General features: G+C 35.0%; 8 protein-coding genes. All 8 read left to right on the top strand.

Translation table 11 applies throughout. From position 1 onward, the window contains the following. Position 1 precedes the first annotated feature (1 nt). Positions 2–3127, top strand: a complete 3126-nt coding sequence (locus BM289_RS12045) for a SusC/RagA family TonB-linked outer membrane protein (protein WP_091493660.1) — start codon at positions 2–4, stop codon at positions 3125–3127. Positions 3128–3138: 11 nt separating this feature from the next. After that, entirely contained in the window at positions 3139–4647 is a 1509-nt protein-coding gene (locus BM289_RS12040) for a RagB/SusD family nutrient uptake outer membrane protein (protein ID WP_091493656.1), read from the top strand. A gap of 19 nt (positions 4648–4666) precedes the next feature. Beyond that, the gene (locus tag BM289_RS12035) at positions 4667–5551 is read left to right on the top strand and encodes a hypothetical protein (protein ID WP_143102074.1); all 885 of its coding nucleotides are present in this window, start codon (positions 4667–4669) and stop codon (positions 5549–5551) included. 147 nt (positions 5552–5698) lie between these two features. After that, a complete protein-coding gene (locus BM289_RS12030) occupies positions 5699–7156 on the top strand; it encodes a glycoside hydrolase family 30 protein (RefSeq protein WP_091493651.1) in 1458 nt (485 codons plus the stop codon). A gap of 78 nt (positions 7157–7234) precedes the next feature. Further along, the gene (locus BM289_RS12025; protein ID WP_091493648.1) at positions 7235–8704 is read left to right on the top strand and encodes a glycoside hydrolase family 30 protein; all 1470 of its coding nucleotides are present in this window, start codon (positions 7235–7237) and stop codon (positions 8702–8704) included. A gap of 30 nt (positions 8705–8734) precedes the next feature. Further along, positions 8735–10207 (top strand): glycoside hydrolase family 30 protein, encoded by a 1473-nt coding sequence (locus BM289_RS12020; protein WP_091493645.1) that lies wholly within the window; start codon positions 8735–8737, stop codon positions 10205–10207. Between the two features lie 18 nt (positions 10208–10225). Further along, complete coding sequence (locus tag BM289_RS12015; protein WP_091493643.1) at positions 10226–11971, top strand: cellulase family glycosylhydrolase; 1746 nt, start codon at positions 10226–10228, stop codon at positions 11969–11971. 60 nt (positions 11972–12031) lie between these two features. Beyond that, entirely contained in the window at positions 12032–13105 is a 1074-nt protein-coding gene (locus BM289_RS12010) for a glycoside hydrolase family 16 protein (protein WP_091493640.1), read from the top strand. Positions 13106–13308 lie beyond the last annotated feature (203 nt).

The following is a 13308-nucleotide window of genomic DNA, read 5'->3' as shown; positions in this document are numbered from 1 at the left end:
AATGAAATTAACAAAATTACTTGTTTTTTGTATTTCATCTTTGTTATTCTCGGTTATAGCTGTGGCTCAGGATGTCACAGTAAATGGAATGATAAGCGATGAAAGTGGAATGCCTGTTCCAGGTGCAACAGTTTTATTAAAAGGTACAACTAAATCAACAGCTTCCGATTTTGATGGGAAGTTTCAGATACAAGTACCTTCAAACGGAACTTTAACAATTACCTTTATTGGTTACACTACAGTAAATGAAGCTGTAAATGGTAGAACAAAAATCTCAATTCAATTAAAACCAGAATCACAATCTTTAAATGAGGTTGTAGTGGTTGGATACGGTACTCAAAAGAAATCTGTTGTTACTGGAGCAATTTCCAGTGTAAAAGCTTCCGACCTGGAAGATTTGCCAATTACAAGAGTTGAGCAGTCCCTTCAGGGAAGGGTTTCGGGGGTTACTATTGCAGCAAATGCAGGGCAGCCAGGATCTTCTTCTACAATACGTGTAAGGGGTATTACTTCTTTTGGCAACAACGAACCATTATGGGTAGTTGATGGTGTAATTGTCGACGCAGGCGGTATTGGTTATTTAAATCAATCAGATATTGCTTCTATGGAGGTTCTTAAAGATGCGGCATCTCAAGCTATTTATGGAGCAAGAGCGGCTGCAGGAGTTATCCTTATTACTACTAAAAAAGGGAAATCTGGAAAAATGACAGTTAATTATAATGGTTATACAGGTTTTTCAGCAGCAGCGAGAAAACTAGATTTGCTTAATGCTACAGAGTATGCTACTTTGATGAATGAAAGATATGCAAATGGTTACACTCCAGATCCTAACAAGCCATATAAACTTCCTTATGAAAATCCATCTTCTTATGGAGCAGGTACAGATTGGCAAAAAACGATTTTTAATGACAATGCTCAGAAATATGGTCATGAATTAAGCTTATCTGGAGGAAATGATGTTTCGACTTTTTATGTTTCTTTTGGATTGTTAGATCAGGAAGGAATTGTAGCTACTCCAATTTCAAGCTACAACAGAAAAAATATTCGTTTAAACTCAACACATAAAATTGTAAAAGGATTAACTTTTGGTCAAACTTTAGGTTACTCTCACGAAAAAAATGTTGGAATTGGAAATACCAATAATGAATATGGAGGACCATTAAGTTCTGCAATCAATTTAGATCCAACTACACCTGCAATCGTTACTGATCCAGCTGTTGCAAGCGGATATCCATACAATCAAAATTATATTTTGAGAGATCCAAACGGAAATCCATATGGTATTTCTCAAGTAGTTACTCAAGAAATGAGTAATCCATTGGCTTATATTCAAACAAGATTAGGAAATTATGGATGGGCTGATAATTTTGTTGGAAACGCTTACTTAGAATTAGAGGCTATAAAAGGCCTAAAAATTAGAAGTACTTTAGGAGGTAAATTAGCGTACTGGGGAGCAGAAAGTTTCACTCCGGTATTTTATTTCAACTCTTCTACTATTAATCCAAATAATAGTTTGACTAGAAACAACAACAGAGGTTTTGGCTGGAATATTGAAAACACAATTTCATACACGAAACAAATTGATGATCACAATTTTTCTGTATTAGTTGGACAAGGAGCTTATGTAGATAATATTACTTCTGGATCTACGGTTACTTATAAAAACTTGCCAGCAACTAATTTTGATGAAGCTACTTTTAATTCTGGTGCGGTTACAGACGATATTACTGCTTCGGCTTACGATGGGTATGAGCATAAAGTAACTTCATTATTTGCAAGATTAAATTATGATTATAAAGAAAAATACTTGGTGACTGGTATTGTTCGTCGTGACGGTTCTTCTCGTTTTGGTCAAAATAATAAATATGGAACTTTTCCATCATTCTCTTTAGGATGGGTTCCAACAAAAGAAAATTTCTGGCCAGAAAACAAAGTAGTTACACAATTGAAATTTAGAGGAGGTTACGGTATAACAGGTAGTGACGCTATCGGAGATTTCAAATTCTTGCCTACAATTGGATCAGGCAGAAATTATACAATTGGAAACCAAGGTTCTGTTGTAATTGGAAACAGCCCAAATGCACCTGCTAACCCAGATTTGAAATGGGAAGAAACGAGCCAGGCTAACGTTGCATTTGATCTTACATTGTTTAATGATTTTTCTTTAACTACTGATTTTTATATTAAAAAATCAAAAGGTATCTTACAGGATATCGATTTACCTGGACACGTTGGCAGCCCTGGAAGACCATCTGCAAATATTGCAGATATGCAAAATAAAGGTGTTGATTTAGAATTATCTTATCGCAAAAAAATTGGACAAGTTAACATTGGCATAAGTGGAAACATTTCTTATTTAGAAAATGAAGTTACGAATTTAGGACAAGGAATTCAGTTTATCTCTGGAGATGCTTCTTTCCAAAATATGGGAGCAGTTACAAGAACACAAGTTGGACAGTCATATAACTCTTTTTACGGATTTAAAACACAAGGTATTTTTCAAAATCAAGCTGAAATTAATGCTTACACAAATGCTAGTGGAGGTTTAATCCAGCCAGATGCAAGACCAGGTGATTTTAGATGGCAGGATCTTAATGGAGATGGACAAATTAATGATGATGATAAAACTTTTATCGGAAGCCCACTTCCAAAATACACGTACGGTTTTACACTTAATTTAGATTATAAAAACTTTGACTTATTAATCTTTACGCAAGGAGCAATAGGAAACAAAATTTTCCAAGGACTTCGTCGTCTAGATATTACAGATGCTAACTATCAAACATCTGCATTAGGACGCTGGACAGGAGAAGGTTCTACTAATTCTTATCCCATTTTGTCTTCTGTTGATAACAACAAAAACTTTTCACGCCCTTCAGATTTTTACTTAGAAGATGGGGATTACTGGAGAATAAAAACAGTACAAATTGGATATAATCTGCCAAGTGATGTTGTGTCAAAAGCAGGACTTTCAAAAACTAGGGTTTATTTAACAGGCGAAAATTTATTGACATTTACAAGATACTCTGGTTATGATCCAGAAATTGGTGGAGGAGTTTTAGGTATTGATAAAGGATATTATCCACAAGCTAGAACTGTGATGTTAGGGGTTAATTTACAATTTTAAAATTTAAAATCATGAAAATTAGAAATATAAGATATTCATTTATCGCAGTTGGATTGCTGCTTCTTAGCACTTCTTGTGGTGAAGATTTTTTAACAGTAGATCCAAAAGGATTGCCATTAGTAGACAATTATTATAAAGATGAAACAGAAGCCTATTCAGCATTGATTGCTGCTTATGATATAATGGGCAAACAGTCCAAAGGTTTTGAAAATATGATCTGTATGCTAAATGCGGGTTCAGATGATTTTTATGCTGGAGGAGGAGGTCCTGGAGATGGAGCCGGTATTCATGCTTTTGATAATTATACAATAGATAAAATTAATATGCCTAGAAGTTTCTGGGGAGACTTTTTTCAAGGTATTGCTAGAGCAAACATCCTATTAGAGAAATTACCTGGCGTAAAAATGGACGAAGCTAAAAAAGTTCGTTTTGCAGCCGAAGCAAAAGCAATGAGAGGATATTACTATTTTGAATTAGTTAGAACTTTTAGAAACTTACCATTAATTACGGCGCCAATTTCACCGGCAGAGACTTATACTATTACACAGTCTAAGCCAGAAGAAGTATATGCACAAATTGAAAAAGACTTACTTGAAGCTAAAGCTGCTTTGCCAAATACTATCGACATAGCAACAGAAGCAGGACGTTTTTCTAAAGGATCTGTACAAGCTCTATTAGGTAAAGTTTATTTATATGAAGGAAAAAATTCTCTAGCTGCTACTGAATTTGCAGAGGTAAACGGTACGCCGGGAGGAACCAGCATTTATGGTTATAAATTACTAAGTAATTTTTCAGATTTATGGGTGATCAGTAATAAATTCAACTCAGAAGCTATTATCGAAATTATGCATACAGATAAAAGTAATGCAGACTGGGGATTCTGGGGCGGTGGAGCCGACGAAGGGAATTCTGTAAATATCATGGTGGGACCAAGAGGATATGGCAGAGAAGACCAAACGCTACCAGATTATATCTCAGGATGGAGTTTTAATCCAGTAACTCAAAGTTTATATGATGCTTTAAAAGGAGATCCTCGTTTTAATGCTACAATTTTTGATCTGCGTGCTTTGACAGCTTCTGGAAAAGCTAAGTATGCACCAGGGGATCAAGATACAGGATATTTCTTAAAGAAATTTATGCCATTAAATTCTGATACCTCTCAGGGTGGTGGAGCACAAGCTTTAAATTACAAACAAGATACTTACGCGATTCGTTTAGCAGATACTTATTTAATGGAGGCCGAAGCTTTAGGAGGAACTGGTGCTAGAGCACAAGCTTTATTAGATGCAGTAAGAGCTAGAGTTGGATTGGCTTCTGTGCCAGTATCACTAGATGCGATTGCAAACGAAAGAAGATTAGAATTAGCTGGTGAAGGACACCGCTGGTTTGACCTAGTTAGAACAGGCAAAGCGGCTTCTGTACTTTCTAGCAGCGGATTTGTATCTGGTAAAAATGAAATTTGGCCAATTCCACAGAAAGATTTAGAGAATACTAAACTTGTTCAAAATCCTAATTACTAATTAGTTAATACGAAATCACATGAAAATAAATATAACAAAAAGACAAAGTTTTTCGGCGTTGTTTTTTATGGCAGCAGTATTAGGTTTAACTAGTTGCCAGCCAGATGATTCTATTGTTAATAATGGATTAACAAATGATAATGTTGACGCTTCTTTTACAATTACTCCAGTAGATGGAAAAGTAAACACGTATAAATTAGTCGCACAGCCTAAAGGAGTTATGAAATCTTTATGGGACACTGGTGCAGGAGAGTTTGTAGGTAAAATGGAGCAAGAAATCTCTTTGCCAGACGCCGGAATTTATACTATTGTGCACACTGCAATTGGTGCAGGAGGGGGCAAAGCAACAGTTTCAAAAGATTTAGTAGTAGCAACTTCTGATCCTTTAAAAGGAAATTTAGTTCAAGGAAGTTCTTTTACAACAGCTGCAGATCAGGCAAAGTGGACAGTGTTAAACTTAAGTGCTACAGGTGCCGCCTTTTGGTCATTTGCTAATAATAGTGCAACAATTCACTCTTCTGGCGGATGGGCACAAGAAGGAATTTATCAGGCGATTGATGTTGTAAAAGATAAAGAATATACAATTGATATGAAAGTTTCCAGTCCAAGTGGTTCTGATGAAACTTGGCTTGAAGTGTATGCGGGTAAATCGGTTCCACAATCTGGAGTTGAATACAAAGACAATAAAGTTATGGGACTAAGTACTTGGGATGGCTGTGCAAAAGCAGGTTTCTCAGGGATGCTTTCTGTAGTTGGGTGTGTAAAAAACGACAAAACAGGTACAGTTTCGAACGTAGTAAAATTCTCTGAATCAGGAAAAATTTACTTACTAATCCGTTCTGGAGGTAATACGTTTACCAAAGATGGGATCACAATTTCAAAAGTTGAATTCAGAGGAAAATAAAGAGTTAAGTTAAGTTTAAGTTTAAGTTTGGTTGTAAAATAGCCCGTAATCATTATGAGTATGGGCTATTTTTAAATTCTTTAAAGGATTAAAATCAGTTTTAGATTTCTCCAAAACTTCAATTAAAACTATAATAATTGGGAGCAAATGAAAAAAAATAGTCTAAAAATAATATGCCTTTTGTTTGCAGCTGTTGCTACTTTTGCGCAACAGCCAAAAATAAAAAAAGAATTTACAACCAACGGTAAAAAAGTAACTGTTTATACCACAGCAGAAAACTCAAAGTTAAGATTGACATCAACAGATAATGTTACTTTTTCTGCAGCAAAACAGCCATTAGAAACAGAAACTTCTGTATTTGTCGAACCAGCAAAAAAGTTTCAGACTTTTATGGGAATCGGTGGCGCTATTACTGATGCAAGTGCCGAAATATTTGCAAAACTTTCAAAAGAAAAACAAGCAGAATTCTTAAATGCTTACTACGATCAGCAAAAAGGGATTGGTTATTCTTTGCTAAGAACAACAATTCAAAGTTCTGATTTTAGCAGTGGAAGCTATTCTTATATTGAAGAAGGTGACAAGGATCTCAAAACATTTTCTATTGATCATGACAGACAGTATAGAATTCCTTTAATAAAGCAGGCTATTCAAAAAGCAGGAGGAAAATTAACTACTTATGTTGCTCCTTGGTCACCAAATGCTTTTATGAAAAGCAATAAAAATGTATTGAAAGGTGGAACGTTACTTCCAGAATACTATCAAACTTGGGCAAACTTTTATGTCAAGTTTATCAAAGCATACGAAAAAGAAGGAATTCCAATTTGGGGAACTTCTACACAAAATGAACCAATGGCAGTGCAAACATGGGAATCTTGTATTTACACAGCTGAAGCAGAAAGAGATTTTATTAAAAATTATCTTGGGCCGACTTTGAAAAAAGAAAATCTGGGAGATAAAAAAATCATCGTTTGGGATCATAACCGTGATTTAATGAATTACCGCGCTAATGTAATTTACTCCGATCCTGAAGCATCAAAATATGTTTGGGGAATGGGATTTCACTGGTACGAAACATGGTCTGGCGGAGCGCCGATGTTTGATAATGTTGCTAAAGTAAATGAAGCTTATCCAAACAAAAAACTAATGTTTACAGAAGGATGTATCGAAAAATTTGATGCCTCAAAATATCAATTCTGGGGTAATGCAGAACGTTACGGAATCAATATGATTAATGATTTTAACAACGGAACTGTGGCCTGGACAGACTGGAATATTTTACTAGACCAAAACGGAGGACCTAATCATGTTGGAAACTTTTGTTTTGCACCAATTCATGCAGATACAACAACAGGCGAGTTAATTTACACTCCATCTTATTATTACATTGGACATTTCTCAAAATTCATTCGTTTGAATGCAGTAAGAGTAAGTACAGCAACAAGCCGAAGCGCATTATTAAGTACATCATTTTTAAATACTGACGGAACAATGGCAACGATTGTAATGAATCAGTCAGCAAATGAACTTACCTATAATTTGATTATTGGAGCTGAAAAAGCGGTCGTTAAAATTCCGCCAAGAGCTATACAAACACTTGTTTATTAATATTTTGTAGTAAAGTAGAGAAGAGGACTAATTTGAATCATCCAAATTAGTCTTCTCTTACTTTTAATTTTAAGCAATATGAAAGTAACTAAAGTATTTTTATCAGCCTTTATCTTAATACAATCAAGCTGTTTTATCTCAAAGATAACAGCTCAAAAGACCAGTGCTTCATCACAAAAAAATAATAAAATAAAGGTTTTTACTACTGCCGAAAATTCCACTTTGAAATTGTCATTATCTAATGATTTAATTTTGAAAAACAACACTACACAACAAAAAAATCCAACAGTATCTATTATGGTAAATACTGAAAAAACAGACCAGACCTTTATCGGAATTGGAGGAGCAATTACAGATGCCAGTGCAGAAGTTTTCGCAAAATTATCTCCTAAAATACAGCAGGAATTTTTAAATGCTTGTTACGATAAAAACAAAGGAATTGGCTATACTTTAGCACGAACAAATATTCACAGCTGTGATTTCAGCAGTGACAGCTATACTTATATTTCAGAAGGTGATAAAGAGTTAAAGACTTTTAATATTGATCACGATCGAAAATATAGAATTCCATTGATTAAAAAAGCAATTGAAACAGCCGGCGGAAAACTAACCTTATTTGTCAGTCCATGGAGTCCCCCAGCTTTTATGAAAGATAATAATGATATTTTACACGGCGGCGTTTTGTTGCCTGAGTTTGCCTCTTCATGGGCTTTATATTATGCTAAATTTATTAAAGCTTATGAGAAAGAAGGAATTCCGGTTTGGGGATTAACAATTCAGAATGAGCCAATGGCAAAACAACGATGGGAATCTTGTATCTACTCTCCTGAAGCAGAGAGAGATTTTCTTAAAAATCATTTAGGACCAACTTTAGAAAAAGAAGGATTAGGTTCTAAAAAAATTATTATCTGGGATCATAACAGAGGAGATATGCTGGAGAAAAGAGCCAATCTTGTTTTTTCAGATCCTGAAGTTTCAAAATATGCCTGGGGAATTGGATTCCATTGGTATGAAACCTGGAACGGTGGCCCGCCTCAATTTGAGTCTGTCGCAAAAGTACACGAAGCTTTTCCAAACAAAAATCTAATATTTACAGAAGGATGTATTGAAAAATTCGATGCCTCAAAATATCAATTCTGGGGTAATGCAGAACGTTACGGAATCAATATGATTAATGATTTTAATAACGGAACAGTAGCCTGGACAGACTGGAATATTCTTTTAGATCAGAGCGGAGGACCCAATCATGTTGGCAATTTTTGTTTTGCACCTATTCATGCCGATACTACAAAAGATGAGTTGATTTATACTCCGATGTACTATTATATTGGACATTTCTCCAAATTTATTAGGCCAAATGCCAAAAGAGTGGTGGAAACCATAAGTGATAAATCGTTGTTAAGTACTTCTTTTAAAAATTCTGACGGACAATTGATTACTATCGTGATGAACCAATCTGATAAAGAGATTGTTTATTCTTTGGAAAATCAAAATACAAAAAACACTATTACAATTCCAGCGCATGCCATACAAACTATAGTGTACTAAATGTGCTTTACTAACCTTAAAACCACAAAGATGAAATTGAATATTAAAAATACCATAAAAGCATTTTTCTTTATGGCGGCCGTACTGGCTCAGGTAAAATGCTCTTCTTCTAATGATGCAGTAGAGAATCCGCCAGTTGTTAACCCTCCTGTCGTGAATCCACCTGTAACGACTAATGATGTTGATTTTTGGCTTACAAAAGGAGACCAAAGTGTTTTATTGGCAAAACAATCCGGAATATTAGGATTTGGAACAACAGTAAATGCATACAATACGATAGAAGTAAAAGAATCTCAGAAATATCAAACTGTTGATGGTTTTGGATATACATTAACGGGAGGAAGTGTTGATGTAATCAATCAATTAAACCCAACAAGAAGAACTGCGCTTTTGCAGGAATTATTTGGTTCAGGCGAAAATGCAATTGGAGTAAGTTATATCAGAATAAGTATCGGAGCATCAGATTTAAATGCGGAACCTTTTACTTATAATGATCTTACAACCGGAGAAACAGATTTGAATTTGGCTAAATTTAGTTTAGAAAAAGATAAAAATCTAATTGCTATGCTAAAAGAAATTCTGGCAATTAATCCTAAAATATTAATCTTAGCGACACCGTGGTCGGCTCCTGTTTGGATGAAAGATGTGAATAGTTTTAAAGGCGGAAAACTAAAAGCGGAATATTATGATGTTTATGCGAAGTATTTTGTAAAATACATTCAGCAAATGAAAGCAGAAGGAATTACTATTGATGCCGTAACGCCTCAAAACGAACCGCTTCACGACGGAAATAATCCAAGTATGTACATGTCTGCTACAGACCAGACAAACTTTATTAAAAATAATTTAGGTCCGGCATTTAAAGCAGCAAGCTTAAATGTGAAAATTATTGCTTACGATCATAACTGTGACAATCCAAATTATCCAAAAGCAATTTTAGCCGATGCCGATGCTTTTCCTTTTGTTGACGGATCTGCATTTCACTTGTACGCTGGAGACATTAGTGCTTTGCTTAATGTTTATAATTCGTACCCAACGAAAAATGTTTATTTCACAGAACAATGGACTTCTTCAGAAGGGCAGTTTGCGGGAGATTTAAAATGGCATCTTCGAAACGTAATTATTGGTTCGATGAGAAATTACAGTAAAAATGCATTAGAATGGAATGTCGCTAATAATTCAAGTTTTGGCCCTCATACAGATGGTGGTTGTACAATGTGTAAAGGTGCAATAACCATAACATCTGGTGATGCTTATCAGCGAAATGTAGCGTATTATATTATAGCTCATGCGTCAAAATTTGTTCCAATGGGTTCTGTTCGAATTGAAAGTAATTCTGGAGGGAATTTACAAAATGTAGCTTTTATAACTCCTTCAGGAACAAAAGTTTTAATTGTTGAAAATGATGGAAACGCAACAGAAACTTTCAATATCAAATTTAACGGAAAATGGGTGGCAACTTCTCTTGAAGCTGGATCCGTTGGAACTTATACGTGGAAATAGAAACTTAAAAAATTCTCCATGAAAAAGATATTTTTAATTATACAGTTTTTAATTTCAATCGCTTCTTTCGGACAAGGTTTTCTCCATAGAGACGGACAAAAAATTGTTGATGGAAATGGAAATAATGTTCTTTTAAGAGGTTTAGGTCTTGGCGGATGGATGGTGCAGGAAGGATATATGTTGCAGACACAGTCATTTGCCAGTCCACAGTATCAAATTAAGCAGAAAATCCAAGATTTAATAGGAGAGCAGGGGACCAAAGAGTTTTATGCTACCTATAAAGCAAACGGAATTACAAAACGAGATATCGATTCTTTAGCAAAATGGGGTTTCAATTCGATTCGTCTTCCAATGCATTACAATCTGTATACACCGCCAATTCAGGAGGAAAAGAATGGAGAAATCACTTGGATTGAAGAAGGTTTTACCATGACAGATAATCTTTTGAAATGGTGTGCAGAAAATAAGATGTATTTGATTCTCGATTTACACGCAGCGCCGGGCGGACAAGGAAATGATGCTGCAATTTCTGATTATGATACGACTAAACCATCACTTTGGGAAAGCGAAGCCAATCAGAAAAAGATGATTGCCTTATGGAAAAAACTAGCTTCCCGTTACAGAGATAATCAGTGGATTGGAGCTTATGATATTATCAATGAACCGAACTGGAATTTTACAGGATCTAACAAAAATGGTTGCGACGAGAACTCCAACGGACCTCTAAGAGATCTAATGGTGGCGGTTACAAAAGCCATTCGCGAAGTCGATACCAATCATTTAATTTTTATTGAAGGAAACTGTTGGGGAAATAACTACAACGGAATTTTTCCACTTTGGGATGATAATCTGGCTTTAAGTTTTCATAAATATTGGAATTATAATGATAAAGCTTCTATTGAACAGATTATGGGATACAGAACCCAATATAATGTTCCAATCTGGATGGGAGAAAGTGGCGAAAACTCAAATGTCTGGTTTAAAGATGTCTTGACATTGGTGGAAAGCAACAACATTGGCTGGGCATTTTGGCCAATGAAAAAAATCGAAAACATTGCCGGTGTCACTTCAGTAACCAAAATTCCGGAATACGATGTTTTGTTAAAATACTGGAAAGATGGCGGACAAAAACCATCTGCAGATTTTGCTAAAAAAGCATTAATGAAAATGGCTGATAATTATAAAATGGAAAACGTAACCGTTAAACCAGATGTAGTTGATGCTATGTTCAGACAAGTACAAACAGATGACACAAAACCATATAAGAAAAATGCAGTTCCGGGTAAAATTGCTGCGACTCATTATGATTTAGGAACAAACGGCAAAGCTTATTCCGATACCGATTTTATAAACTACAGATCTGTAACAGGAAAATTTGACGAGTGGAATCGCGGAAATTCAATGCGAAACGACGGGGTAGATATTTTGCCGTGTAAAGACAAAGGTTCAAATGGTTATCAGGTATCTTTTATTGAAGACGGAGAATGGATTCAATATACGCTGGATGCAAAATCCGGAACTTACAATGTTGCCATTCGTTACTCAAATGAAAAAGCTGGAGGGAAATTGTATTTAGAAACGAATGGAGGAAAAAAATCAACTTTGATTACACTTCCTTCAACAGGTGGGAATGAAAAATGGCAGACTGTTATTTTATCTAATGTAACATTGAAATCAGGATCGAATAAAGTAAAGTTTGTCTTTGAAAAAGGCGGTTTCAATTTGAACTATTTTGACTTTGTTTTGAGCAAAACAAAAAAGTAGAAGAAATAATATTTATCTTGATAATCAATTTATTAACTAAACCACTAAAAATAAATAAAGATGAAAATGATCAATCTCGTAAATAGAGCAGGAATTTTTACGCTAATCCTGTTATTTGTATTTCAGTCTTGCAGCAGTAGTAATGATTCGGCTGATACTCCAGAAGTAGTTGCTCCTGAAAAAATGTCTGTTCAAGTTGATATAGTAGGAAAAACGACAGAAATGCCAAATGGAGACGGAAGCGGAAAGATAAACTTGAAGATTACAGCAGCAAATGCAAAATCGTATAAAGTAAAAATCAATAATGAAACGAAAGAGATTACAACCAGCGATTTTACATACGAATTTACAGAGCCGGGAACCAAAACTTACACCATTGAAGTTACCGCTTTTGATGGTTTAAAATATACAAATGCCTCTACATCAGTAAATATTTTCGTAGCAAGAAAACTAATCTTTTCAGATGAATTTGATGTTAATGGTGCTCCAAATCCAGACAAATGGGATTACAATACAGGAACTGGAGACGGCTGGGGGAATAATGAATTACAATATTATACCAAACGTCCAGAAAATGTAATTGTAGAGAACGGAATCTTAAAAATCAAAGCTATTAGAGAGGACTATATGGGAAGCCAATTTACCTCGGCAAGAATTTTAACAAGAGGAAAATTTTCATTCAAGTACGGAAGAGCTGAAATTAGAGCTAAACTTCCAGTTGGCGGAGGAACATGGCCTGCTTTCTGGCTTTTGGGAGATAATCTTGATACTGTTGGCTGGCCAGCTTGTGGCGAAATTGATATTTTAGAATCAGTAGGGAATAATCCTAATGTGATTCATTCATCCTTACATTCTCCGGGACGTTCAGGAAATACGCCAGATACAGCAACAACTACCAATCCGACTTCGGCTACAGCTTATCATATTTATGCGGCAGAATGGAGTGCCGAAAGTATTAAGTTTTATGTAGATGATAATTTATTTTATACCTACAAAAACTCAGCGACAACACCATTCAATGCTAAATTTTTCGTGATTTTAAATTTTGCAATGGGAGGAAATTTTGGCGGAGCAGTTGATCCAAACTACAAAAGTTCGACTTACGAAATTGATTATGTAAGGGTGTATAATTAACATTTCGTTATGGGGATTAAAAAGTAAACACATAGAAACATAGGTATTTACTTATCTAAAATAGAAAGCAGAAAGGAACTAGTTTCTAACACATAGCTTGCTATGTGAATTAATGCAAATGAAATGTCTTTTAGCGGTTGCAAAAACGATGTTCCTATGTGTTTAAAAATAATTATCCAATTGATTAATTAACATAAGTTTTA

This window comes from Flavobacterium phragmitis, assembly GCF_900112575.1.
In the GTDB taxonomy this organism is placed as follows: Bacteria; Bacteroidota; Bacteroidia; order Flavobacteriales; family Flavobacteriaceae; genus Flavobacterium; species Flavobacterium phragmitis.
The sequence above is the reverse complement of the archived record's forward strand: the minus strand, read 5'-3'. Positions and strand labels throughout refer to the sequence as shown.

Coding starts and splice junctions, on each gene's coding strand:
- BM289_RS12025 (WP_091493648.1), top strand. CDS start 7,235: ATGAAAGTAACTAAAGTATTTTTATCAGCCTTTATCTTAATACAATCA.
- BM289_RS12035 (WP_143102074.1), top strand. CDS start 4,667: ATGAAAATAAATATAACAAAAAGACAAAGTTTTTCGGCGTTGTTTTTT.
- BM289_RS12020 (WP_091493645.1), top strand. CDS start 8,735: ATGAAATTGAATATTAAAAATACCATAAAAGCATTTTTCTTTATGGCG.
- BM289_RS12010 (WP_091493640.1), top strand. CDS start 12,032: ATGAAAATGATCAATCTCGTAAATAGAGCAGGAATTTTTACGCTAATC.
- BM289_RS12015 (WP_091493643.1), top strand. CDS start 10,226: ATGAAAAAGATATTTTTAATTATACAGTTTTTAATTTCAATCGCTTCT.
- BM289_RS12040 (WP_091493656.1), top strand. CDS start 3,139: ATGAAAATTAGAAATATAAGATATTCATTTATCGCAGTTGGATTGCTG.
- BM289_RS12045 (WP_091493660.1), top strand. CDS start 2: ATGAAATTAACAAAATTACTTGTTTTTTGTATTTCATCTTTGTTATTC.
- BM289_RS12030 (WP_091493651.1), top strand. CDS start 5,699: ATGAAAAAAAATAGTCTAAAAATAATATGCCTTTTGTTTGCAGCTGTT.